This is a genomic window from Streptomyces sp. NPDC060027 (assembly GCF_042737005.1).
Lineage (GTDB): Bacteria > Actinomycetota > Actinomycetes > Streptomycetales > Streptomycetaceae > Streptomyces.
Genome location: NZ_JBHWVI010000036.1, coordinates 1 through 25,015, shown reverse-complemented (window position 1 = coordinate 25,015; position 25,015 = coordinate 1). Strand labels below are relative to the sequence as shown.

The window sequence follows — 25,015 nt, the reverse complement described above, 5'->3', positions numbered from 1 at the left end:
CCTGTCACCGCCTTGGGGTCACCCGCCGTCGTACTCCCTACAGTGCATGCCCCGACGCCCCGCCGGAAGACTCAGTACCGCCCCTTACCGGACGCGCACCGGCCGGGAACGGCGAAGGGCGCCGTCGGCATCGGCATCGCGGTGGACCGCCGGGCCGGGCGCGCGGTGGAACACACGGTGGCGCAGGGGAAAACCGTGGTCGATCGCGTCGTGGACGCGCACGTATGCGGCCGCGCGCCTCGGCCATGTCACCTGTGCCGCGGCGCCGGTTGACTGAGGGACATGACGGACAACAGCACGGAACGGCACGGCACCGCCGCGGGTGTACTGGGTGCGGCCACGGTCGCGATGGGCCTGATCGCCGGGGTCTTCTACATCTTCGCCTGCGCCACGATGCCGGCGCTCGCCCGTAGCGACGACCGCGTCTTCATCGAGGTCATGCAGAACATCAACGACGTCATCCAGAACCCGGTGTTCTTCCTGAGCTTCCTGGGCGCCCTGGTGCTGACGGCGGTCTCCGCCCGGCAGTCGCGCGGCGAGCCGAACCGGTGGTGGGTGTTCACCGCCCTCGCCGCCTACACCCTCGTGTTCCTCGTCACCGTGACCGTGAACATCCCGCTCAACAACGGCCTCGCGGACGCCGGCGACCCGTCGCGGATCGTCGACCCGGCCGCCGTGCGCGACCGGTTCGAGGACACGTGGGTGGCCTGGAACGTCGTACGGGCCCTGCTGTCGACGCTCGCGCTGGCCTGCCTCGCCCGTGCCCTGTTCCTGTGCCGGCGGCCTCAGACGTCGGCGTACTTGGAGTCCGCGGCCGGGTCGAGCGCGAGCCGGTAGCCCCGCTTCACGACCGTCTGGATCAGCTTGGGCGCGCCGAGTGCCGTACGCAGCCGGGCCATCGCGGTCTCCACGGCGTGCTCGTCACGACCGGCACCGGGCAGTGCGCGCAGCAGCTCGGCCCGCGCCACCACCCAGCCGGGCCGTCGCGCGAGCGCCCGCAGCAGGGACATCCCGGCGGGCGGCACGGGCCGCAGCGCCCCGTCCACCAGCACCGCGTGTCCCCGGATCTGGACCTGATGCCCGGCGATGGGCAACGTCCTCGCCCGGCCGGGCAGTTCCTGGCAGAGCAGTTGGACGAGGGGGCCGAGCCGGAAGCGCTCGGGCTGGACGGTGTCGATGCCGTGGGCCTGCAACGGCAGCGCGGTGACCGGGCCGACGCAGGCGGGCAGGACGTCGTGGTGCAGCGCGGCGAGGAGTTCGGGGAGCAGGCCCCGGTCCTCGGCCCTGGACAGCAGGGAGGCGGCGGCGGGCGCGCTGGTGAAGGTGAGCGCGTCCAGGCCGCGGGTGAGAGCCGCGTCGACCAGCCGGTCCACGGGCCCGATGTCCTCCGGCGGCATCCACCGGTACACGGGCACGGGGATCACCTCGGCGCCGGCGGCGCGCAGCGACTCCACGAAACCGGGCAGCGGTTCACCGTGCAGCTGTACGGCGACGCGGCGGCCGTCGACGCCCTCTTCGAGCAGTCGGTCGAGCACCTCGGCCATCGACTCCGAGGACGGCGACCATTCCTCGGTCAGGCCCTGGGCCCGTACGGCGCCCTTGACCTTGGGCCCGCGGGCCAGCAGTTCCACCCCGCGCAGCCGTTCGAGCAGTTCCTCGCCGAGGCCCCATCCGTCGGCGGCCTCGACCCATCCGCGGAATCCGATGGCGGTGGTGGCCACCACCACGTCGGGCGCGTTGTCGACCAACTCCTTGGTCGCGGTGAGCAGTTCGCCGTCGTCGGCGAGGGGCACGATCCGCAGGGCCGGCGCGTGTACGACGGTGGCCCCGCGGCGCTGGAGCAGCACGCCGAGCTCGTCGGCCCGGCGCGCGGCGGTCACTCCCACGGTGAACCCGGAGAGAGGCCCGTGGTCGGGTCGCTGCTGTTCGTCGTGCATGGCTCTCGTCTCGCGCTCGTCGAGTCGTCGTACGGGGTCTGTGCTGTCGTACGTCCGTGGCTGAGCCGAGCCTGTCAACGGACCGTGACAGGCTCGGATCAAGGTGATGTCGGGCGTGTTACGTCACACCTCGGCGTAGCTGAGCTGGGACTTCGCCTCTGCGGTGGCGGTGGCCCGCGCTCCGGAGGCGGCCGGACGGCGAAGGTATACGGCCCAGGTGACCATGAAGGCGACCGCGTAGAAGACGAGGAAGGTGACGAAGGCGCCGGTGCCGGAGCCGGAGCTGAGGAACGACTGACGGAAGGCGAGGTTGATGCCGACACCGCCGAGCGCGCCCACGGCGCCGATGAGCCCCATGGAGGCGCCGGAGAGCCGGCGCCCGTACCGCGCGGCCTCCTCCCCTTCGAGCCCCTTGTCCACGGCCTTCTTCTGGAAGATCCCGGGGATCATCTTGTACGTCGACCCGTTGCCGAGCCCACTGAGCACGAAGAGCACCACGAAGACGCCGACGAAGAGCGGCAGCGACTTCTCAATGCTGGCGAACACGAGGATCCCGGTCGCCGCGGCCATGGCGATGAAGTTCCAGAGCGTGATCCTGGCGCCGCCGTAGCGGTCGGCGAGCCATCCGCCGACGGGCCGGATCAGCGAACCGAGCAGCGGGCCGATGAAGGTGAGGTAGGCGGCCTGGAGCGGCGTACGCCCGAACTGGACCTGGAGCACCTGCCCGAAGGCGAAGGCGTAGCCGATGAACGACCCGAAGGTGCCGATGTACAGGAACGACATGATCCAGGTGTGCGCGTCCTTCGCGGCGTCCCGGGCGGCGCCGGTGTCGTTCTTCACGGAGGCGATGTTGTCCATGAAGAGGGCGGCGAGAACGGCGGCCACCACGATGAGCGGGATGTAGATCCCGAGGAGTACCCGGGGCCCGCCGCTCGCCCCGATGATGGCGAGCGCCACGAGCTGGATGACGGGGACGCCGATGTTGCCGCCGCCCGCGTTGAGGCCGAGCGCCCAGCCCTTCTTCCGCAGCGGGAAGAAGGCGTTGATGTTGGTCATGCTGGAGGCGAAGTTGCCGCCGCCGATGCCGGCCAGCAGGCCCACCATGAGGAAGGTGTTGAACGAGGTTCCGGGCTCCATCACCACGAAGGCGGCGACGGTCGGCACGAGCAGCAGACTCGCGGACACGATGGTCCAGTTCCGGCCACCGAAGAGCGCGACCGCGAAGGTGTAGGGGACCCGCACGACGGCGCCGACCAGCGTCACCATCGAGGTGAGCAGGAACTTGTCGGCCGGGGTGAGGCCGTACTCGGGCCCCATGAACAGGACCATCACCGACCACAGGGTCCAGACGGAGAACCCGATGTGCTCGGACAGTACGGAGAAGAGCAGGTTGCGCCGGGCGACCTTCTCCCCCTTGTCCGCCCAGAAGACCTCGTCCTCCGGATCCCACTCCTCGATCCAGCGACCACCCCGCGCAGGGGCTGTACTCGTGGCTGGGGCAGTCATCTCACGCCTCCATTGGTTCTTCGGGCTTACTGGGCTGCTGTTCCCGAAGGTAGGGAGGACGCGTTTCCGCGCTGTGCCTGTGAGTGACCGGAAGGGAACGTTGCTCTCACCCGCTCCCGGACCCGACGGTGAGGACGGGGCGGGAACGGGTGAGCCAGGTCGGGGCAGGGCCGGCCGGCCAGCCCCTCAGGCGGCGGCGTCGTGGTACGAGGTGATGGCCCAGCTCCCGTCGGCGGGATCGCGGACGAGAACCCAGGTCGCAGGACGCAACGGGTCGGAGGGCAGCTCGCTCTCACCGGCCAGAAGAATCCCGGCCTCGCGGACAGCCCGCGCCGACGGCGTACGTCCGCGCACCGGGCGACGACACGCACCGCCTCCACACACTGCAGGCCTTCACAGCGGACCGGGGCGCGGTGAGTCACACCATGGCCTTCTCAACTGCCCACGACATTTTCCGGGCATTCATGCTTCCGGAAGCCTGGGGCGGCCAGGCGCTGCTTACTCCGCCGGGGGCTGGGACTGGGGCTGGGGCTGGGGCTGGGACGGGCTCTGGTGGGGGTCGGGATTGGGGTGGGGGTTGGGATACGGGGGCTGTTGGGGGTGCGGCTGATGAACGTGGGGGTGCTGGGGATGTTGCTGCTGCTGCGGCGGTACGGGGCTGGGCTGGGAGTAGGGACCGGCGCCGGGCTGGGGGTAAGGAGCAGCGCCGGGCTGGGCGTAGGCACCGGCACTGGGCGGGGCTGAGTACGAGGCCTGCGGGCCGTGCGGGCCGGGTGCTTGGGACGCGTAGGGGCCCGGAACCGGAGCCGGGGGCTGACTCTGCGGCTGGTTCTGCGGCTGGGCGGGCGCTTGGGCCGGGAGGTGGACCTGTGCCTGGGCCGGACCGGCGTAGGGGCCGCCCGGCAGAGCGACGTGCGGGGCAGTGCCCGGCTGACCGGCGTACGGACCGCTCGGCTGGCCGGTGTACGGGGCGGTGCCCGGCAGACCGGCGTGCGGGGCACTGCCCGGCTGACCGGCGTACGGACCGCTCGGATGGCCGGCGTACGGGGCAGTGCCCGGCTGAGCGGCGTACGGGGCTTGCGGGGCGTACGGGGTGTAGGGGCCGTACGGACCGGCAGCCCCCTGTGCGACGCCGTACCCCGCCGTCGGCGGCAGATACCGCACCCGCCCGTCCTCCTCCGTCACGGGCGCGAACCCGGCCGCCCGCAGCAGCGCCGCGAACTTGGTGTTCCGCTTTCGCGTGACGACGAGGCCGACACCGAGGACGACCATCAGCACGGCCCACAGGATTCCGGCCACGGTGTAGGCGGCGGAGTCCCCGCCGGCCCGCACGCCGAGCACGACGCACCCGACGGTGAGGCCGACCGCCGCGTACACCATCCGCTTCTCGGCGTTCTTGCCGGTGAGGTCGAAGTTGATGCGGGCCTTGAGGAGTTCGAGCGCGTCAGGGACGACAGGAGGCAACGAGACCCCGTCGCCGGCCTGCGGATACTGCGCCCAGTTCTGCGCGGCACGCGCCTGAGCCTGCGGGCCGGGGTCGGGCACGATGAGCATCGTGAGCGCGTTGTTGCGCCCGCCGCCCTGGCGAACGTCCGCGTACTCGTAGCCGAACTGCTGGGCGATGAAGGCGAGTCGGGCCAGCTTCTTCACGGAGGCCATCGGACTCGTGAGCTGCACCGCTTCCCCCGCAGCCATCAGCCGGAACATCTGCCGGATCTGCCGTTTACTCACGAAGTCCTCAGCTCCACTGGTCAGCCACCCCAGGGACGGCACTGTCGAATGGGTCGTCGAAACTGGCCAACTGAGCGATCTGACGCAGAATCGCGCGATAGTGCTCGCGATGCGCCAAAGCCGTCGTGCTCAGTGTCAGGAGCACCAATGCCCTACCGTCCGGGTGAGCAAGATGTGCATGGACCTGAAGCAGAGGATTCTGCGGAAGGCCTGATTCGTGGGTGGGGAGGCGCAGCATCTCGCTGAACGTGGCCGGACCACAGGGTAGTTCGGCGTACTCGATATTGGTGTGCCCCTCGGTCGCCACCACGGCACGGCCCACGGTAATTCCGCGCGGGGCCCACTCCACGTCTACCCACGTGACAGTGAAGAGCGATACGAGGGGCATCTCGTCTGCCCCGCCGGTGTCATCCCGGTGCAATCCCAGGGAGCAATGGGAAGCCCCCTCCGAGCGAAGCGCTCGGAGCATCTGTTGGGCGGTCGTCAACTGGGTGACCAATACCTCTCGGACAACATCGTCGGGAGCCGCGCTCAGGGCAGAGGCCAATTCCTCGGCGGTGCTCCTCGCCGACAGCGAGTCCGAGGGCCTGGTGAAGGCGTCAAGACGCAGGTCCAGAAAACCCGCCGGGGTGGCGAACCAGACACCGTCACCTGGCTCGCGGGCGCTCGGATGAACCGTGAACCGAGGTGCTGGAGTGGTCATGACGTTCGCCTCTCTACGCGGGGGACTGACTGATGCCGTCCAGATACCTGGCACCAGCACGGCGCGCCCGATCCACGTCCGCAATCCCTGCTCCCCGGGTGTCAAGCGGGCGGCCACTGTCGAACACCGGTCGTTGGTAGAGGACGTGGAGGCGCCTCGGCTCATCGGCGCCGGCGGTGGACGCCGCGATCACGCCGAGGAACCTGGGGTCGCCCGCGAACCACAGAGGCTCGATCTCGGCCTTCAGGGCAGGCTTGGTCCTGACATTGCCAATGCGCTTCAGCCACCAGTGCGCACGCTGATGCCGAATGAAAACCAGCGGCACCTTCCGCTCACGATGATCTGGATCACGGAATTCGAACCAAGCCGCCTCATCCGTTGCCTCAGGATGCTTGGCCAGGCCACGAGGAATCTCCTTGATAATCTGCCACGGATACTCTTGCAGAATGCAGCGCATACGTGCGGCCCAAGAAAAATAGCTGATCTGCATGACAGCCCGGTAAAGCGAGTAGAGGAGGAATGGCACGAAAATGAGCACGTACGCCTGAGATGTGAACACCACCATCACGTACAGGAGTCCAGGGAACGCCGCAACCCAACCGGCCTGCCCGATCACATTCATCAGCATGTGCTTCTTCCATGCCTTCCGGGTGGGCGGGTGATCCCAAGCGGTAGGGTACTCGACAGGATTCATGTGCACTGCGCGCTTCCTCATCCGAATAGAAAAAGCCGGGGCCACAGATACGAACATCACTGAAAGAAGCGACGGATCAGATCCACTGTTTCAGCGCCGTCGATCGGCCCCAGGAATGTGCCGTCAATCGCCGTACCGACGTTGGCCACCGAATCGTTGTCCAAGGAGTCCGCCAAGCTCGCGGAAAGCCCATAACTGGCGGTTGCGAGACCGGCCCAAGGCGCCGATTTCTCGGCCACCTCTACAGCCCTTGTCAGACGAGGCGCTTTGGTGACCGCCCATTCTGTGAACGGGTTCTTCAGGTCGGCAAGTTCACGAGCGGCCCCTATCGTCTCGCCTCCGAACGTAGCGAGCCTCTGTCCGACGGTGAGGACTTCACCTGCCTCTCCCGCCGCGTGCCACGCCGCAGAGGCGCCTTTGCCGACAGCCCCGATTCCCGGCAGAGCTCCGAGCCCATCAGCCGTTACACCGATCAGGTTGCTCCAGAAGTCGGCGTCGAGCTCACCTTTGGTGAAACCGTCTTTCAAGGACTCCCAGACCACGGGATCCATCAGGCGTGTGGCAACCGCTCCCGCGCTCAACGTGGCAGCGACCAGCAACAGCACCGCGGCCGCCGTGCCACCCGTGACCACGAACAGCGCGATGATCCCGAGCGCAGCGGCAGTCCAACTGAGGATGTCCGGCAGGTTGTCTGTGATCCAGTCCAGTGCCTCGTCGAAGAATCCCGGCTCGTGGGGCGCGAGTTTCTTCGTGGCGTCGCGGATCTTGCCGGCTCGGACGCGAGCCTGATGCTCGTGCTCCTCCGCGAGCTTCCGCGCCTTGCCCCGGGTCTTCTCCAGTTCATCCTTGGCGTCGTCGACGGCGCTGTTCGCGTGGGCCAGCGCCTTCTGTGCGGAGTCGTGCCGGGAGCCTGTCTTGTCCAGGTCGGGATCGTCGCCCGCCTTGCTCGCGCGGCCTTGAGCCGAATCCACCGCGGCCTGTGCCTCTTTGGCGTCTTCCTCCAGACGCTTTGCGCGCCGTTGGAAGTCGTCGAGCGCGCCTTCCCAGCGGTCGAGCTGCCTCGCCGCCTTGCGCACCGAGTGCGCCGCGTTCTTCAAGTTCAACGGCAGCGGGCCGCCGTCGAGTTGCTCCCGGAAGGCGACGGCCGCGTCACCCTTCCAGTAGCTGCCCTCCATCAGCTTCGCGACGAGGCCATGTGTCTCTTCGAGCACCTTGGCGCAGTTGGCGAGCTTCTTGTGCAGAGCCCGTACGGTCTCGGTGCTGCCCGGCACCGGATTGAACCCCAGATGAGGGTAGTCGGGGTTCGGAATGGCGGGGTCGTACGGCGTGGACTTCATACCCTGCGGGAGATCGCCATTGCGCCGCGCGGCGGAGTCGGAGGGCGGGGTGGTCTCGATCCCCGGGGCGTACGTCACTGCGAACCCTTTCCTCTCGCACTCCTGGACTTCTTCAGCGCTTCCTCCAGCGCCTTGTCGACCTCGCGGTAGCTGTCCTTGCTCTGGCCCACGATCTTGGCCAGGTCCTCGGTCTGTTGACCGATCTCCTCGGCGCCGTACTTCCAGTCGTCCTGGAAGTCCTCGCAGGCGGAGTCCAGATCATCGGTACCAAGTCCCGTGACGGTCGCGTCGCTCAATGCCTTGCGTAGACCTTTCAGCGAATCGGCCGACTTGTTGAGCATCTTCATGAAGTGCTCAAGCTCATCGCCGTCAACGGCCAAGCGCTCTGCCACGCGTCCTACTCCTCGATCGCCCACCCGCGGAGACGGAACATTATCTTCCGATCGGCGAGACCCCGACCCGCGGGGTGTGTGAAATGCCCGACCCAGAGGGGGCGGGCCGTCATCACGGCCGCCCACACCTCCGCTGCCAACCGGCCCTACCTATTGACGGATTGGATCTCTTGCACGACGACGTCCTGATCGGCTCCGAACGTGCCCTCCGGCAGGTCTCGCTCTTCAGGGACGCCGGTGCCCGTCCAGTGGATCTTCCAGGTGATGGTCGCCCTCAGCTGGTACGAGCCATCGCCCGAAGAACGCAGGTACTTCACCCCACAAGGGGGCGTCTCCTTCGCCTTGCCCTTCGCGTACGCCTCACCGATGTGATCGCCGGTGATCTCACACACGCCGGACGCGGGATACGTCTCCGCGTCTGCCGTACCGGGATCAATCTTGAGTGAGACGGGCTCAGCGGTCGTCGTCGCGGTCACGTTCAGCAGGGGCACCGAAGCCGTCACCGACACCGGCTTGAACTTCGCCGTGTCCAGCCACGCCCACGTCGGCAGATTCACCTTCGTCGTACCCGCCGGAGCAAGGTCCACCTTCGTCGACGGCACCCGAATCTCCGCATACGCGAGCTGCGCCAACATCTCCGGCGTGATCGCCTCCGGAACATCCGCAGGCGGAGCCTCACCCGCGTCCACCCAGAAGATGTCCTTCGTGCACTTCAGCGCGCCCGGGTCACCCTCACGACCCTCGGTGACATACGAATCCCACCAATAGCCCTTACCGGCCTTGGCCTTGTTGAAATCCTTCGCCTCGCCACCATTGACGTACTTGTCGCGCTGCTCCAAGTCCCACTGAGGCCCCGTCGACTCCGCATTCCAGATCGGCTCCAAATACTTCTGCAACTGATCCGGCGTGTACTTCGGAGCGTAGTAACACGCAGGCGGAGACCACGTACCCGACGAAGACGTCACCGGACCCGCAGAACCACCCGACCCGTTCTTCGAACGATCAAAGACCACAGCACCCGCCGTCGCGGAGACCCTCTGGTCCTTCTGGCCACCGTCTACCTGCGTCTCAGAACCAGTGCCCTTTCCACCCGGGACAAAGTCCGCCCAAGCAGTTGGGCTACTTCCGAGCACCAGCACGCTCGCGAGCAGCGTGACACCGACGGTGTTCCTCGCTACGGCTGACACTGGGCCGCCCCCCTAACGGAGATGATCTGCGATGTCTGCCAGACACCTTCGGAGCTCTTGTCCAGGCGCGTGTTGTACAAGACATAGCTGTTCTTACTCACTGGCGTCTTGTTGATCTTCTTGGTCTTCTTGTCCTTGCTGTAACCCTTGCTCTCATCCGCACAGAACGTGAGTGAAGCCGACGTCTTGCCCTTAAGGGTCACCGTGCGGTCGTAATACCGCGCCTCACCAGTGACCGTGGCACCGGCATCCTTGAACTGCTGGACCCAAGTCAGCGCCGCTTCCAGCGCCTTGCCGGTGTTGTAGTACCCAAGCGCCTCACCCTTGGCATCCGTTCCGGCGATCGCTGCGTCGACGGCTCGCATGCGCTCGGCGTTGTCGGCGAGAACGGCGTCCTTGACGGAGTCGCCAGTCTTCGACCCTTCGAAGGTCAGCGTCAGGTCGGACGGCAGCTCGATCTTCGGTCGTCCCGCGGATGGCGTCGCGCTCGCCTCAGGCGAAGCCGACGTCTCACCCCCGGTGTCCGCCCCGGCGATCTTGTCGTTGGCCTTCGGCTTCTCGTCACCGCCGCCGCACGCGGCCAAAAGCAGCGCCGCTGTCGCTCCGACGGCGGCTGTGACAAGCAGGCGGGGACGGCGGTTCACGGCAGACTCCTGTGCGACGTGGGGTGCGGAAGGGCAACAACACGCTATCGGGGGCCCGTGCGACGACACCAGTGCGAACGGCGCCAAGCGGGGAACAGGAGTTGGTCATAGCGGTTCATAGGGTGACCAACTGGTCGGCCAGAACCTTCGATTGAGTGATCCTGCGGGTGGGACGCGTCACCGAGTTGGCCACCGCAAAGCCCCCCGGTCGGGCAGGACGGGAACTCGGAACCGAGACTGTGACCGGGACTGTGACCGGGACCGGGACCTGGACCGGGACCTGCGCATCCTGACGGGAAGACGTCACCGTCACCAGGGCCCGGCCGAGGCGGTCACCTGCTCACCCCGTCCCGGAAGGAGCCGTTACCGCGATCCGGCCGAACCGGTCACCTGTTCACCGCGCCCTCCGGCAGAAGCCGACACCGCAATCCGGCCGAGGGCCGTCACCTGCTCACCGTGCCCCCGGGCAGAAGCCGTTACCGCGATCCGGCCGGGGGCGGTCACCTGTTCGATCACCCCCGGCAGAACCTCGATGCTCAGCCTCGATGCTCAGCCGCGTCGTCCAGCCCGACGCCCCCGCGTCGAGCGTCCCGCGGGCTTGTGGCCTCGGGAGCCGTTCGGCCAGAGGCGTGGGCTTCGCTTCGCCGCGATGTCCTCGATCCAGCCGAGGGCCAGGATGGTCAGGCCGATCAGCGGCCACACCAGGACGAACATCCACAGCATGTACGTCGTGTCGAGGGCCGACACCGCGCGGTCGTCCTGCATGAAGGGGAGGTTGTACAGCTGGTCGAGGATCGGGACCGTGGCCATGATGAGCATGTTGTGCCACAGGTAGATCGTCACCGCGCGGTTGTTGGACAGCGTCACCAGCTTGTCCCACTTGGCGAGGCGGCCCGGCAGTGTCTGCCAGGACGGGCTGTACACGAGCAGGATCACCACGAAACCGAAGGACCACGTCGCGTCGGCGAGCGGGATGTCGTTCAAGTCCCAGCCGTCGGGGCCCAGATGGCCCGAGGCCCACCACAGAGCGAAGGCCATCAGCAGGGTCGAGCACGAGATCGCGATGTACCGCGGGATCTTCGTGAGCATCCCCTCGTGGTGCGCGAAGCCCAGGACCCAGCAGCCGCCGAAGACGGCGAAGTCGGTGATGGCGTTGCCCAGTTCGCCGGGGATGGTGACGATCCCGGTGCCGACCACCGCCGTGAGGGCGAGCGGAGCCAGCAGCGTCGCCCACGGCACGCGGCGGAACGCCCACAGCAGGAGCGGGGACGCGACGACGAACCACAGGTAGGCACGCAGGTACCAGAGCACGCCCGCGCTCTGGACCGCCCAGGTGTCCTCCAGCAGGCCCGACTCGGAGCCGATCTTCCAGGGGAACGGCGGGGCGCCTACCGGGACGATGTAGTTGAGCAGGTCGACCAGGCCCCAAGTGCCGCCGTGGTCGGGGTCGTTCACCGGGTTCCAGCCGCCCGCGAACATCATGGCCAGCGCCACCGCGCTGAAGGCCCAGAGCGGGGGCAGCAGACGCCGCACGCGTCCCCTGATCACGCCCCACGCCGGACGGCTCAGCGAGCGGGCCATCAGCGAGCCAGCCAGCGCGAACATCACGCCCATGGAGGGGAACAGGACCGTCAGCCACGCCCAGCCGAACAGGTGGTACGCGACCACGCGGACCAGGGCTATGGAGCGGAGCAGGTCCAGATAGCGGTCACGGCCGGGGCGGCGCGGAGCCGGCTTCTGCTCCGGCTCCGGCCCCTGGCCCGACAACTCCGGCTCCGGCTCCGGCCTCCGGCCCGGCTCCGGCGAGGTCTCCGGCTGCGAGGGCAGCCACGGCTGCGACGGTGCTCCCGGGTAAGGATGCGGGACCGCCGCCCTCGGGGTGCCCAGCGGCGGAGTCGCCCCCACCGGGTACTCGTGCGTGGTCATCCGACCGGCCTCCGTTCGTTCCCGCTCTGTGACGCCCGCTGCCGCGGGACCGATCCCGGCGCCTCCACCACGCCCGTGCGGCGCAGCTTCTGCCAGCGCAGCCGGCCGCCGGTGAGGGCGGTGATCCAGGACTGGAGCAGGACGACGTACATCAACTGCCGGTAGAGGATCTGCTGCAGGGGGAGGGAGATCAGGTGGGTCATGCGTTCTTTGTCCAGGCGGAAGGCGTACGCCGCGCAGACCGCCTGCACGGCGAGGACGCCGAGCCAGGCGATGATCGTCTTCTGGGTCGGGCCGAAGACGACGCCGTACAGGAGGAAGACGTCGATCAGGGGCGCGAGCAGCGGGGCCAGGACCATGAAGAGGGAGACCAGCGGCAGGCCGACCCGGCCGAAGCGGCCCGACGGACCCCGTTCGACCAGGGCTCGGCGGTGCTTCCAGATCGCCTGCATGGTGCCGTACGACCAGCGGTAGCGCTGGGACCAGAGCTGCTGGACGGACTCCGGCGCCTCCGTCCAGGCCCGCGCCTTCTCGGTGTAGACGACGCGCCAGCCGTCACGGTGGAGGGCCATCGTGATGTCGGTGTCCTCGGCGAGCGTGTCGTCGCTCATGCCGCCGACGCGCTCCAGGGCGGAGCGGCGGAAGGCTCCCACCGCGCCCGGGATCGTCGGCATGCAGCGCAGGATGTCGTACATACGACGGTCCAGGTTGAAGCCCATCACGTACTCGATGTGCTGCCAGGCGCCGATGAGGGAGTCGCGGTTGCCGACCTTGGCGTTGCCCGCGACCGCGCCGACCTGCGGGTCGGCGAAGGGCTGGACGAGTTCGCGGACGGTCTCCGGTTCGAAGACGGTGTCGCCGTCCATCATCACGATGATCTCGTGGCTGGCGTTCGCCAGACCCCGGTTGAGGGCCGCGGGCTTGCCGGCGTTGTGCTGGCGCACGACGCGTACGTTCGGCAGGCGCAGGTCCTCGACGATGCGGGCGGTGCCGTCGCTCGATCCGTCGTCGATGACGATGATCTCGATGGGATGCTCGCTGGCCATGAGGGAGTGCACCGTGTTCTCGATGCACTTGGCCTCGTTGTACGCCGGGACCAGCACGGACACCGGTTCGGTGATCGGTGTCGGACCCCAGCGGAAGCCCTTGCGGCGGACCCGGCGGGCGTGTGCGGCGGAGAGCAGCAGCATCAGGCCGAAGCGGGTGAAGACCAGCACGCCGATGATCGCGATGCCGACGACCAGGACGTCGGTGGTCTTCTCCGAGGCCTGGACCAGGAAGATCCAGGCCTTGCCCTTCCAGAGGTCGAGGCCGGTCACGGGGGTGTGCGCGCTCGGGGCGTTCAGCGCTTCGGTGAGGTTCTCGAAGTCGTAGCCCTGCTTCTGGAGCTCGGGCACGAACTTGTCGATCGCCTGCACGGTCTGGTGGCGGTCGCCGCCCGAGTCGTGCATCAGGACGATGGCGCCCTTGCCGCCCTTGGGCGTGGCCTGGCGGATGATCTCGTCGACGCCCGGCTTCTGCCAGTCCTCACTGTCGGTGTTGTTGACGACGGTGATGTAGCCGCGGGTGCCGATGTACTGCGTCACCGGCCAGGACTTGTCGTCCATGGCGTCGGCGAAGGAGGAGTACGGGGGGCGGAAGAGGGACGTACGGATGCCCGCCGCGCCCTCCAGCGCCAGCTGGTTCTGCGACAGCTCCCAGTCGATGCGCTTCTTGGACTGGTACGACAGGTCGGGGTGGTTGAAGGTGTGCAGGCCGACCTCGTGGCCCTCCTTCACCATGCGCTCGACGAGTTCCGGGTAGCGCGAGGCCATGGTGCCGGTGACGAAGAAGACCGCGTGGGCGTGGTGCGCCTTGAGGACGTCCAGGACCTTGGGGGTCCAGGTGGGGTCCGGGCCGTCGTCGAAGGTGAGGACGAGACGGTGGTCCGGGACGCTCAGGCTGGTCGTACGGCCGCTGCGGGTGTCGATGACCGGGCCGCCGTCGAGGATCTTCTCCGGCACCTTGTCGGTGGCCGCCTCGGGCTGGATGCGGTGGTCGGCGAGGATCTCGCTGTGCACGTAGCCGCGCAGCATCAGCATCGCCATCAGCGCGACCAGGATGAGCGTGGGCAGCAGGAAGCGCATGGGCAGACGTCGGCGCCGGGCGTTGCGGTCCTGCTTCGGGGTGGCGCGGGAGCCACGGCCCGGCGCGCTGGGCGCAGGACCGTGACGGCTGGTGCGGGACATCAGAGGAGGTTCTCCGGGGACAGGAGGGAGAGGGAGAGGGAGTACGGGGAGCTGAGGACACCCGACTGCGCGGACTCCGCGCGGATCTGGGCGACGGGCGCCACCACGACGGAGTGGGCCACCGTGTCGGCGCCTGTCCCGGCTCCGGCGGAACCGCCGGTGCCCGCGGTCTCCGTGGGATCGACCGTGGCGCCGGGGGTGGTGGCGGTGGCGGTGCCCGTGGGCGGGTCGACCACCGGGTTGCTGGGGTCGGGGTCCGGGCCGGGGTCCTTGGTGGTGGCGCCGGGCTTCGGCTTCTTCGTCGTCGACGTGGTCGGCTCGGGGTCGCTGGACGCGCCCGGGGAGGCGGCCCTGTCCGAGGCTCCGGGCGCGGGGGTCGACCCGGGCGAGGGCGTCGTGCCGTCACTGGCCGTCGCCACCGCGCCGGGCGCGGTGGCGTTGCCGGTGCCGGACGGGTCCACCGACTGAGAGGGCAGCGGCGAGGTGTCGACCTGGCCGGCGGGCTGGTCCTTCTCCTGGCCCGGGACCGGGAGCCAGGGCGCGTTGGAGTTGCCGGACAGGAGCGTGGCGACGATCACGACGGCGTAGACCGCGCAGGCCACGGCGACGAGCATGCCGAGGCGGCGGAAGCGGCGGCTGCGGCGGCCGGACTCGTCGACGAAGACGGGGCCGTCCGAGGCCTCCTGGGTCGTCGGGGCGCCCTTGGCCTGCTGGACCAGCCAGTCGTCGAGCCGGCGGCCCGCGCCGTCGAGCTGGACCGTGACCTCGTGCGGGTCGTGGGTGTGCTCCGGGTCCTCGGGGCGCTCCCAGGAAGAAGGCAGGGGACCGTCGAGGTCCGGCACGGGTCCGGAGAGCAGCTCGGTCTCCGGGCCGTCGTCGAAGAAGGGCCGCGTCCCCGCCGTACGGGCGGCGAGGGAGGGCCCGGCGTCCGCCGGGCCGGCGGAGGTGAACCACGCCCCGGGCGCGTGGCCGGAGGGCGATCCCGCCTCGGACGCACGGCCGGAGAACGCCTCGTCGTCCGTCACGAGACCGGCGAGCAGCTCGGTCTCCGGCTCCGGGGTTCGCTCGGAACGTCCGCCGGTTGCTCGCTCGGCGCGTTCCCCACGCTCAGGACTGATGCCAACTCCCATATTCGGCCACGAAGCCGTTTCACCGCCGGCCCTCGGCCAGGCGATCGACTCCTTGGCTTCCAGCCCAGGTGACGGATCGTTCAGCCGCCCGTCCGGCGGAGCGACATCATGTCGAGCCGGTTGGGCGTCTTTCCGCCAGTTTTCAACGCGCACGTGCTTCCCCCCACGGGACAGTTCACGGGTGCGCGACGACTCCGGGCAAAACTCACCATGTCGTCCGGACCGAGCCCCCACCCGGCCCGAGCGCCCCCAATATCACACTGTGCCCGGACGAAGAATGTAGCGCATGGGTGGGACTCGTGTGGTTACGTCTCATGTACAGCTCATCAAAACGAGTGCATCGGTGGCCGGAATCCACCCTTCCTCCGGGCTGAGAAGCCACTCTTCCTCGGTCGCGAGTTCGACGGCTGCTCGCCCGAGCGCATCGATCCCCGGGTGCACAAGTCCCTTTCGCCACACCAGTGACACGGGTGACAGGGGAACGGGGTCGACGAGCGGCTTCGTCACTGTTCCGGGCATGGCCGGAAACTCCACTACGGCGAGGACGGGCGTCCGCTTCTTCGCCATGATCCGCTGGAATTCCTCGGCTCCGAGCGCCACCGGCGCGGGTGAAGCGAGGGTGATCCCTCTTCCCTCGAACAGGTGACGCGCCAGTTCGGTCCACTCCAGCGTCCGGGGGTTTCCCGCTCCGGCGTACACCGTCTCGCCCGCGAGCGCGGCCAGCGGCACCACGTCCAGGGCGGCGAGGTGGTGGTCCTCGGGCAGGACGACGGCCATCGGCTCGTAGCGCACGATCCGCTGTTCCAGCCGGGCCCGTACGGCCGGGTCGAGTCCCGCGAACCGGCCGAACGACGCGTCCAGGCGTCCGGCGAGCAGCTCCGCCGCGGCGCCGGTGAGCCCCGTCTCGTAGCGGGCCATCAGTTCACTGCCGGGGGCGAGCTCGCGGGCCCGGTCGAGGACGCGGCTGGAGACCAGGCCGGGCGTATTGACATCGACGAGCAGCGGCCGCTCCTCGCCGCCTCGCCCCGCGAAGGCGTCCAGCAGCGCGTCGTGCGCCTCCAGCAAGCGGCGCGCGTACGGCAGCAGCCGCTCGGCCTCCACCGTCGGCGTCACCTGCCGGGTCGTCCGCACGAACAGTTCCGCGCCGAGCTCCCGCTCCAGCCGGCGGATGTCGCGGCTCAGGGACTGCTGGGCGACGTACAGCCGGGCGGCGGCGCGCGTGAAGTGCAGCTCCTCGGTGACGGCGAGGAACGCGCGCAGGAGACGGGGGTCCAGATGACCGGGGAGGGGGCGTTGGCCAGGCATCACGCGAACCTACAACCCAGGTGCGTCAATCGCGACGGAGTAAGTGTTGGACCGCTCCCGCGGTGCCGGGTGACGGTTCACCCATGTCGCCGCTCACCCCGTACCGCCGTCTCTTCGCGCTGCCCGGCACCCGTGCCTTCACCCTCGGCAATCTCGTCGCGCGGCTGCCCATGGGCATGTTCAGCGTGAGCGCGGTCATCATGATCGCGACTTCGCGGGGCTCGTACGCCCTCGCCGGAGCCGTCACGGCGACCGGTCTGGCGGCGACGGCGGTGGTCGCTCCCTGGACCGCGCGGCTCATCGACCGGCACGGCCAGGCCCGGGTGGCCGTGCCCGCCACGGCCTTCGCGCTGCTGGGCGGGATCGGACTGGTGGTGTGCGTGCGTCTCGGGGCGCCCGACTGGACCCTCTTCGCCGCGTACGCCGCCACCGCCACGACCCCCAACACGGGCGGGATGTCCCGCGCGCGCTGGGCCCACCTCCTCAAGGGCGACGCGGCGGCGCTGCACACCGCGAACTCCTTCGAGCAGGCCGCGGACGAGCTGTGCTTCATGCTCGGCCCGGTGCTCGCGGCCCTGCTGTGCGGGACGCTCTCCCCCGAGGCGGGCATGCTGGTGGGGTCCGCCCTGCTGATGACGGGCGTCCTGCTCTTCACCGCGCAGCGTTCGACGGAGCCGCCGCCCCAGCCGCGTACGACGTCCGCCTCGCCCGTGCTCGCGCCCGGAATGCCCCCGCTGCTCCTCTCCTTCCTCGCCACCGGCGCGGTCTTCGGCGCGATGGAGGTGGTGACCATCGCGTTCGCGGACGAGCGGGGGCACAGGTCCGTCGCGGGCGCGGTCCTCGCCCTCCAGGCGGCCGGGTCGTGCGGGGCGGGTCTGCTCTACGGAGCCGTCGCGGGGAGCGCCGCCTCCTCCGACTCCGCGCGCCCCGTGCGGCGGTACGTGCTGTGCGTCGGGGTGATGGCGGTCCTGCTGACGCTGCCCCTGCTCGCCGTCCGGCTCACCGGCTCGCTCGCGGTTCTCGCGGGGGCGCTGCTCGTGGCGGGCATGGCGACCGCCCCGACGATGGTCACCGGGATGACGCTGGTCCAGCGGCGCACGCCCGAGGGCCGGCTGAACGAGGGCATGACCCTCGCGGTGACCGGGCTGCTGGGCGGGATAGCCGGGGGCTCGGCGGCCGGCGGGTGGATGGTCGAGCACGTCTCACCGGCCGCGGGATACACCGTGCCGGTCACGGCGGCGGCGGTCGCGTTCGTGATCGCCGCACTGGGCGCGAGGACGGACGGGAGGACCCGGGCGGGGACACACACGGGAACACGTGTGGTGCGCGCGGCGCGACGCCGGGCCCCCGCCGTGCCGGGCGTGAGGACGGAACGGGCCGGGGAGGCCCCCGTCACCACCCCCGCCGCGCAGGGGACGAGGAGCGGCACGTAACCCCGGAACCACAAGCCCGACGGCCACCCCGACGGGCAGCCACCGCGCGACCCGCCCGACGGCCACCTCGACAGGCAGCCACCGCGCCACCCGCCCGTCGGCCACCCCGCCACCCCGCCGACAGCCCCGGCGGGACACCGCACCGCCCCGCCCGGCGGACATCCCGCCCTCCAGCCCGGCGGACATCCCGCCGCACCGCTGTCCGGGCCCGGCGGACACCCCGCCGCCCGGCCCGGTGGATATCCCGTTGCCCTGGCTTCGGACCACCGTTGCCCTGGCTTCGGTCCCACCGCTGTCCGACCTGTGCTGCCTTTCGGACTCCCGCCGTCCGACCCGTCGAACCCCTGCCCCAATTCCGGCGCACCCCATTGACGCCCCCACGGCCCCCACATACCTTCCCCCGTCGAAGCGCTTCGACGTCATGCATCGAAACGATTCGACGAACGCTGCGCGGCGGCCCGATACCCATCCAACTCCCCTGGAGGCAATGGATGTTGACGACACGAAGGCGTGTGGCGGCGACGGTGGCGGTGGCCTTGGCGGGCGCCCTGCTGGCGACGTCCTGCGGCGGCTCCGACGGCGGCTCGTCGGACGGCAAGACGCTGAAGCTGTGGCACTACGAAGGGCCGGACAGCGCGATGGGGGTGGCCTGGAAGGCGGCCATCAAGGAATTCGAGGCGCAACACCCGGGCGTGCGGGTGAAGTTCGAGGAGAAGGGCTTCGAGCAGATCCAGAAGACGGCGCCCATGGTCCTCAACTCGAACGACGCCCCCGACCTCATGGAGTACAACAAGGGCAACGCGACCGCGGGACTCCTGTCCAAACAGGGGCTCCTCACCGATCTCACCGCCCAGGTGACCGGGCGCGGCTGGGACAAGAGGATCAGCGGCGGAGTGCGGACCATCAGCCGGTACGACACCAACGGCGTGATGGGCTCCGGCAAGTGGTACGGCGTGCCCGACTACGCCGAGTACACGATGGTCTTCTACAACAAGGACCTCTTCAAGAAGTACGGCATCGCGGAGCCCGGTACGCCGGCCGAACTCACGGCCGCCATGGACACGTTCGTCGCGAAGGGCATCACCCCGCTCGCCAACGCGGGCGCGGAGTACATGGCCCAGCAGTACCTCTACCAGCTGGCCCTGTCCAAGGCCGACCGGTCCTGGGTCGACAGCTACGAACTCTACGAGGGCAGGACCGACTTCCACGACACGGCCTGGACGTACGCCGCGACCACGTTCGCCGACTGGGTGAAGAAGGGCTACATCGGCAAGAAGTCCAGCGGGCTCAAGGCCGAGGACGCGGGCGTCTCCTTCATCCAGGGCAAGAGCCCGATCCTGTTCTCCGGCAGCTGGTGGTACGGCCGCTTCAAGACGGAGAACACGTTCGACTGGGGCACCTTCCTGTGGCCCGGGAGCAATCTGACCCTCGGCTCCGGCGGCAACCTCTGGGTCGTCCCCAAGGGCGCGAAGAACAAGGACCTCGCCTACGACTTCATCGACATCACCCTGTCGAAGAAGATCCAGAACCTGCTGGGCAACCAGGGCGGCGTCCCGGTGGCGGCCGACCCCGCGGCCATCACGGACCCCCGGGCCAAGACCCTGATCGCGGACTTCAACACGCTGTCCGGGAAGGACGGTCTCGCCTTCTATCCCGACTGGCCCGTCGCCGGCTTCTACGACGTCCTCGTCTCGGAGACACAGAAACTGATCACCGGGAGCGAGTCCCCGGACGCCTACCTGTCCGCGTTGCAGAAGGCGTACGACAAGGGCGTACCGAAGACATGACGGTCACCGTCGGGCGGGGCGGCCGGGTCGTGCGCGGGCAGCACGGCGACGCGACCCGCCCGCGCCGTCCCCGCACCTCCTACGCCCTGTTCCTGCTCCCCGGGTTCATCGCGTTCCTCGTGGTCGTCGTCGTCCCCTTCCTGATGAACACCGGTGTGAGCTTCACCGACTGGCAGGGGGTCGGCAGTCCCCACTGGTCGGGTCTGGCCAACTACCGCGAGCTGATGGATGATTCCGAGTTCTGGGCGTCCTTCCGGCACAGCCTGTTCATGGTCGTCGCCATGGCCGTCGTACCGACCGTCCTCGGACTCGTCCTCGCCGCCGCCCTGTTCGACTTCGTCGCCGAGCACTTCGGGACGCGGACGGCGGCCGTGCTCCGCGCCTGCTTCTACCTCCCCCAGGTCCTGCCGATCGCCGTCGCCGGCATCGTCTGGAGCTGGATCCTCGCGCCCGACAACGGATCGCTCAACGAACTGCTCCAGGCCGTCGGCCTCGGATCCTGGCAGCAGGACTGGCTGGGCGACCCCGACCTCGCGCTCTACAGCGTCATGGGCGTGATGGTGTGGGTGCAGATCGGGTTCCCGCTCGTCGTCTTCATGGCGGGGCTGCAACGCGTGGACCCGCAGCTGCACGAGGCCGCCGAGCTGGACGGCGCGGGCTGGTGGCGGCGGTTCTGGCACATCACGCTGCCGCAGATCCGCCCGGAGATCTCGGTCGTCCTCCTGTGGTGCACGATCGCCGCGCTGAAGGTGTTCGGGGCGGTGTACGTCCTGACGAAGGGCGGTCCGGGCGGCGCCACCGACGTGCCGTCGTACTTCTCCTTCACGACCTTCTTCGAGAAGACGCAGGTCGGCTACGGCGCCGCGATCTCCACCGTCCTCACCGTGATCATCCTGGCCCTGGCACTGATCGGGCTGACGTTCCAGACGCGTGCCGAGGACGCCGAGGAAGGGGTCCGCGTATGACAGCCCTCCGCCGCTACCCGGTTCTGGTGGCTCTCGTGATCGGCGCGCTGTTCATGGTGCTGCCCTTCGCCGTCGTCGCGGTCAACGCGGTCAAGTCGCCCGCCGAATATTCCGAGCACGGACCCCTCAGCCTCCCGCACGGCCTCTACCTCGACGGTCTCAAGGACTTCTGGCAGCGCGTGGACTTCGGGCAGAAGCTCCTCAACTCGGTCCTGATCTCCGGGTCGGTGGCGGTCGGGGCCGCCGTGCTGTCGGTCCTGAACGCGTACGCCATCGGCATCGGCCGGATCAGGGGCCGCACCTGGGTGCTCGCCTTCTTCGTCCTCGCCAACACGCTGCCGCAGGAGGCGCTGGTCTACCCGGTCTACTACCTGAGCAAGCAGGCCGGCCTCTACGACACCAGGCTCAGCGTGATCATCGTGTTCACCGTGATCCAGGCGGCCTTCGGCACCTATCTCCTCTCCTCCGTCCTCGGGCGGTTCCCGCGCGAGATCATCGAGGCCGCGCGGATCGACGGGGCGAACCGGTGGCAGGTGCTGTGGCGGATCGTGGTCCCGGTCAGCCGCCCCACGATCGGCGTGCTCCTCGTCTTCTTCTTCATCTGGACGTGGAACGAGTTCCTGCTGCCGCTGGTCATGCTGATCTCCAACGACAACCAGACGGTGTCGGTGGCCCTCGGTGTCCTCCAGGGCCAGCGTCTGATGGACGCCACGATGACGAACGCGGCCGCCCTGCTGGGTGTCCTGCCCGCCATCGTCTTCTTCCTGCTCTTCCAGCGGACCCTGACCCGCGGCATCGCCGTCGGCACAGTCAAGTAAGGGGTACGAGAGTGAAGTTCACGGACGGCTACTGGCTGCTGCGCGAGGGCGTCACCGCGGCCCACCCGGTCGAGGTCCTCGACGTGACCTCGGGCCCCGGCGGTCTGGAGATCCACGCGCCGACGCAGCCCATCCGGCACCGCGGCGACCTGTTGAAGGGACCGGTCGTGACGATCAGTGCCCATGCGCCGATGCCCGACGTCATCGGCGTGACGTTCACCCACTTCCAGGGCGAGGAGCCGCGCGGGCCCCGGTTCGAGGTGCGCGGGACCGGGTTCGCGCCGCTCGCGGAGTACGACGACAACTTCGCCACCCTCACCGCGGGCGCCCTGTCCGTCCGGGTCTCTCGCACCACCCCCTGGCACATCGACTTCCTCGCGCACGGCCGCACGCTCACCAGCAGCGGCCCCAAGGGCATGGGCATCATGCGGGAGGCGAGCGGCGCCCACTATCTGCGCGAGCAGCTGAACCTCGGTGTCGGCACGCAGGTCTTCGGCCTCGGTGAGCGGTTCGGTCCGCTCGTCAAGAACGGCCAGGTCGTGGACATGTGGAACGCGGACGGCGGTACGGCCACCGAACAGGCCTACAAGAACGTGCCGTTCTATCTGACGGACGCGGGCTACGGCGTGTTCGTCGACCACCCGGGGCGGGTCTCCTTCGAGGTGGGTTCGGAGGCGGTCTCCCGGGTCCAGTTCAGCGCCGAGGCCCAGCAGTTGACGTACTACGTCATCCACGGCCCGACCCCGAAGGACATCCTGCGCACGTACACGGCACTCACCGGGCGTCCGGCCCTGCCGCCCCCGTGGTCCTTCGGGCTGTGGCTGTCGACGTCCTTCACCACCTCCTACGACGAGGACACCGTCACCTCCTTCATCGACGGCATGCGGGAGCGCGAACTCCCGCTGTCCGTCTTTCACTTCGACTGTTTCTGGATGCGCGAGTTCAACTGGTGCGACTTCCGGTGGGATCCGCGGGTGTTCCCCGATCCGGAGGGGATGCTGGCGCGGCTGAAGGACAAGGGGCTGCGGATCTGCGTCTGGATCAACCCGTACATCGCGCAGCGCTCACCGCTGTTCGCGGAGGGGCGGGCCCTCGGGCATCTGCTCAGGCGGCCCGACGGAAGCGTCTGGCAGTGGGACCTGTGGCAGCCGGGCATGGCGCTGGTCGATTTCACCAGTCCGGACGCCCGCCGGTGGTACGCCGCGAAGCTGGAGGCGCTGCTCGCGCAGGGCGTCGACTGCTTCAAGACGGACTTCGGCGAGCGGGTCCCGGTGGATGTGGCGTACGCCGACGGAGCCGATCCGGAGCGGATGCACAACTACTACACGTACCTCTACAACCAGACCGTGTTCGATGTGCTGCGCAAACACCGAGGGGAGCACGAGGCCGTCGTCTTCGCCCGCTCGGCGACCGCGGGGAGCCAGCAGTTCCCGGTGCACTGGGGCGGCGACTGCGAGGCGACGTACGCGTCGATGGCCGAGTCGCTGCGCGGCGGGCTCAGCCTCGGCATGTCGGGGTTCGGGTTCTGGAGCCATGACATCGGCGGCTTCGAGGGGACCCCGACGCCCGCGCTGTTCAAGCGGTGGATCGCCTTCGGGCTGCTGTCCTCGCACAGCCGGCTGCACGGCTCGTCCTCGTACCGGGTGCCGTGGCTGTTCGACGAGGAGGCCGTGGACGTCCTGCGGCTGTTCACCCGGCTGAAGCTCGGCCTCATGCCGTATCTGTACGAGGCCGCCCGCACCGCCCACGCGGAGGGCGTGCCGATGATGCGGGCGATGGTCCTGGAGTTCCCGGACGATCCGGGGTGCGCGCATCTGGAGCGGCAGTACATGCTCGGCCCGGATCTGCTGGTCGCGCCCGTCTTCAGCGACGACGGGGACGTCTCGTACTACGTGCCCGAGGGCACCTGGACCCGCTACCTCGGCGGGGCACCGGTGACCGGGCCGCGCTGGGTGCGCGAGCGGCACGGTTTCAGAAGCGTGCCGCTGCTCGTGCGGCCGGGCGCGGTGATCCCGGTGGGCGCGGTGGACGACCGGCCCGACTACGACCACGCCGACGGCGTCACCCTGCGCGCGTACGGCCTGGAGCGGGGCGCCAAGGTGACCGTGCCGGTCGGCGGGGTGACCTTCACCGTCGTGCGCGAGGGGGACACCCTGCGCGCGTCCTGCGCCGATCCCGCGGCGCCCTGGGGGCTGGCCGCGGGCGCGCGCGAGGTGCGGGCCCGGGCCGGGACGGGCTTCCTCTCCCTGGAGCTGGGGTCCGAGTGATGGTCAAGATCACCGATGTGGCGCGGCACGCCGGGGTCTCCCCGAGCACCGTCTCCTACGCCCTCAGCGGCAAGCGGCCGATCTCCGAGGCGACCCGGCGGCGTGTCGAGGAGAGCATCCGCAGGCTGGGCTACCGCCCGCACGCGGGGGCCAGGGCGCTCGCCAGCAGCCGGTCGAACGTCCTCGCGCTGGTGATCCCGCTGCGGGCGGGCATCCATGTGCCGGTGGTGATGCAGTTCGCGGTGTCGGTGGTGACGGCGGCCCGTCGGCACGACCACGACGTCCTGCTGCTCACGCAGGAGGAGGGCGAGGACGGGCTGCGCCGGGTCGCGGACACCGCGCTGGTGGACGCGCTGATCGTGATGGACGTCCAGCTCCACGACCCCCGGCTGCCGTTGCTGCGCGCGCTGGACCGGCCGTCGGTGCTCATCGGGTTCCCGGCCGCCACGGACGGGCTCACCTGCATCGACCTGGACTTCAAGGCGGCCGGTGAGCTGTGCGTGGAGCGGCTCGCGGGGCTCGGGCACCGGGCCGTGGCGCTGGTCGGGTCGCCGCCGGAGGTGTATGTGCGGGGGACGGCGTTCGCGCAGCGCGTGGTGCAGGGGTTCACGGCCGCCGCCGACCGGGGCGGGCTCGCCTCCTCCGTCCACCCCTGCGAGGCCTCGCCCGCCGCCGCTCGCCGGATCGCCGAGCGGCTTCTGCGCGAACAGCCCGCGTTGACCGGCGTCGTCGTCCACAACGAGCCGGTCCTGGAGCCGCTGATCGATGCCTTCGAGCAGCTCGGCCTGCGGGTTCCGGCCGACCTGTCCGTCACCGCCATCTGCCCGGACGAGGTCGCCGAGGGCCTGCGCGTCCCGGTCACCTCCATCGCCATCCCGTCCGCCGAAGTGGGCTCGCGGTCCGTCGAGTTGCTGATGCGGAAACTGGCGGGCACGCCGGTCGCGGAGGCGACTCTGCTGACTCCCCGGCTGACGGAACGCGCGAGTACGGCACCGCGCACGCTGAACGCCTGAGGAGCCATGGAC

21 protein-coding genes are annotated in these 25,015 nt (G+C 69.4%); 7 read left to right on the top strand and 14 right to left on the bottom strand.

Annotated features, from left to right (window positions below; translation table 11 throughout):
- Positions 1–282: 282 nt before the first annotated feature.
- Positions 283–837 carry a DUF1772 domain-containing protein gene (locus ACFWBT_RS12295; protein WP_385698641.1) on the top strand — a complete coding sequence of 185 codons (555 nt, stop codon included), beginning with the start codon at positions 283–285 and terminating at the stop codon, positions 835–837.
- Here the strand turns inward: ACFWBT_RS12295 and ACFWBT_RS12290 are convergent.
- The 14 genes from ACFWBT_RS12290 to ACFWBT_RS12225 form a co-directional block, all read right to left on the bottom strand.
- Positions 786–1,937 (bottom strand): uroporphyrinogen-III synthase, encoded by a 1,152-nt coding sequence (locus ACFWBT_RS12290; protein ID WP_385698702.1) that lies wholly within the window; start codon positions 1,935–1,937, stop codon positions 786–788. The genes ACFWBT_RS12295 and ACFWBT_RS12290 overlap by 52 nt on opposite strands.
- A 123-nt stretch (positions 1,938–2,060) precedes the next feature.
- The gene (locus ACFWBT_RS12285) at positions 2,061–3,443 is read right to left on the bottom strand and encodes a nitrate/nitrite transporter (protein WP_385698638.1); all 1,383 of its coding nucleotides are present in this window, start codon (positions 3,441–3,443) and stop codon (positions 2,061–2,063) included.
- A gap of 186 nt (positions 3,444–3,629) precedes the next feature.
- Positions 3,630–3,797 (bottom strand): hypothetical protein, encoded by a 168-nt coding sequence (locus ACFWBT_RS12280; protein ID WP_385698635.1) that lies wholly within the window; start codon positions 3,795–3,797, stop codon positions 3,630–3,632.
- A 144-nt stretch (positions 3,798–3,941) separates the two neighbouring features.
- Positions 3,942–5,174, bottom strand: coding sequence for a hypothetical protein (locus ACFWBT_RS12275; RefSeq protein WP_385698632.1), 1,233 nt, complete (start codon positions 5,172–5,174; stop codon positions 3,942–3,944).
- Between the two features lie 7 nt (positions 5,175–5,181).
- On the bottom strand, positions 5,182–5,877 hold the full coding sequence (locus tag ACFWBT_RS12270) for a hypothetical protein (RefSeq protein ID WP_385698629.1): 696 nt from the start codon (positions 5,875–5,877) through the stop codon (positions 5,182–5,184).
- A gap of 13 nt (positions 5,878–5,890) precedes the next feature.
- Entirely contained in the window at positions 5,891–6,505 is a 615-nt protein-coding gene (locus ACFWBT_RS12265; protein ID WP_385698627.1) for a hypothetical protein, read from the bottom strand.
- A 122-nt stretch (positions 6,506–6,627) separates the two neighbouring features.
- Complete coding sequence (locus ACFWBT_RS12260) at positions 6,628–7,986, bottom strand: hypothetical protein (RefSeq protein WP_385698624.1); 1,359 nt, start codon at positions 7,984–7,986, stop codon at positions 6,628–6,630.
- Positions 7,983–8,300 carry a type VII secretion target gene (locus ACFWBT_RS12255; protein WP_385698621.1) on the bottom strand — a complete coding sequence of 106 codons (318 nt, stop codon included), beginning with the start codon at positions 8,298–8,300 and terminating at the stop codon, positions 7,983–7,985. Before ACFWBT_RS12255 ends, ACFWBT_RS12260 begins: the two co-directional genes overlap by 4 nt.
- Positions 8,301–8,446: 146 nt before the next feature.
- Positions 8,447–9,487 carry a hypothetical protein gene (locus ACFWBT_RS12250; protein ID WP_385698619.1) on the bottom strand — a complete coding sequence of 347 codons (1,041 nt, stop codon included), beginning with the start codon at positions 9,485–9,487 and terminating at the stop codon, positions 8,447–8,449.
- On the bottom strand, positions 9,475–10,131 hold the full coding sequence (locus tag ACFWBT_RS12245) for a hypothetical protein (protein WP_385698616.1): 657 nt from the start codon (positions 10,129–10,131) through the stop codon (positions 9,475–9,477). The genes ACFWBT_RS12250 and ACFWBT_RS12245 overlap by 13 nt, the downstream gene beginning before the upstream one ends.
- A 549-nt stretch (positions 10,132–10,680) precedes the next feature.
- Positions 10,681–12,057 carry an acyltransferase family protein gene (locus ACFWBT_RS12240; RefSeq protein ID WP_385698614.1) on the bottom strand — a complete coding sequence of 459 codons (1,377 nt, stop codon included), beginning with the start codon at positions 12,055–12,057 and terminating at the stop codon, positions 10,681–10,683.
- Positions 12,054–14,285, bottom strand: a complete 2,232-nt coding sequence (locus ACFWBT_RS12235) for a glycosyltransferase (protein ID WP_385698612.1) — start codon at positions 14,283–14,285, stop codon at positions 12,054–12,056. The genes ACFWBT_RS12240 and ACFWBT_RS12235 overlap by 4 nt, the downstream gene beginning before the upstream one ends.
- Complete coding sequence (locus ACFWBT_RS12230) at positions 14,285–15,415, bottom strand: hypothetical protein (RefSeq protein ID WP_385698609.1); 1,131 nt, start codon at positions 15,413–15,415, stop codon at positions 14,285–14,287. The genes ACFWBT_RS12235 and ACFWBT_RS12230 overlap by 1 nt, the downstream gene beginning before the upstream one ends.
- Positions 15,416–15,727: 312 nt before the next feature.
- Complete coding sequence (locus tag ACFWBT_RS12225; RefSeq protein WP_385698607.1) at positions 15,728–16,720, bottom strand: LysR family transcriptional regulator; 993 nt, start codon at positions 16,718–16,720, stop codon at positions 15,728–15,730.
- A gap of 83 nt (positions 16,721–16,803) precedes the next feature.
- On the opposite strand from ACFWBT_RS12225, the gene ACFWBT_RS12220 reads away from it, so the two are divergent.
- The 6 genes from ACFWBT_RS12220 to ACFWBT_RS12195 all read left to right on the top strand — a co-directional run bounded on the left by ACFWBT_RS12220 (position 16,804) and on the right by ACFWBT_RS12195 (position 25,003).
- Positions 16,804–18,153 (top strand): MFS transporter, encoded by a 1,350-nt coding sequence (locus tag ACFWBT_RS12220; protein ID WP_385698606.1) that lies wholly within the window; start codon positions 16,804–16,806, stop codon positions 18,151–18,153.
- A 491-nt stretch (positions 18,154–18,644) separates the two neighbouring features.
- Entirely contained in the window at positions 18,645–19,940 is a 1,296-nt protein-coding gene (locus tag ACFWBT_RS12215) for an extracellular solute-binding protein (RefSeq protein ID WP_385698603.1), read from the top strand.
- Positions 19,937–20,905, top strand: a complete 969-nt coding sequence (locus ACFWBT_RS12210) for a carbohydrate ABC transporter permease (RefSeq protein WP_385698601.1) — start codon at positions 19,937–19,939, stop codon at positions 20,903–20,905. Before ACFWBT_RS12215 ends, ACFWBT_RS12210 begins: the two co-directional genes overlap by 4 nt.
- Entirely contained in the window at positions 20,902–21,723 is an 822-nt protein-coding gene (locus ACFWBT_RS12205; RefSeq protein ID WP_385698598.1) for a carbohydrate ABC transporter permease, read from the top strand. Before ACFWBT_RS12210 ends, ACFWBT_RS12205 begins: the two co-directional genes overlap by 4 nt.
- 11 nt (positions 21,724–21,734) lie before the next feature.
- Positions 21,735–23,990 (top strand): alpha-xylosidase, encoded by a 2,256-nt coding sequence (gene yicI / locus ACFWBT_RS12200; RefSeq protein ID WP_385698595.1) that lies wholly within the window; start codon positions 21,735–21,737, stop codon positions 23,988–23,990.
- The gene (locus ACFWBT_RS12195) at positions 23,990–25,003 is read left to right on the top strand and encodes a LacI family DNA-binding transcriptional regulator (RefSeq protein ID WP_385698592.1); all 1,014 of its coding nucleotides are present in this window, start codon (positions 23,990–23,992) and stop codon (positions 25,001–25,003) included. Before yicI ends, ACFWBT_RS12195 begins: the two co-directional genes overlap by 1 nt.
- The last annotated feature ends 12 nt before the right edge of the window (positions 25,004–25,015 follow it).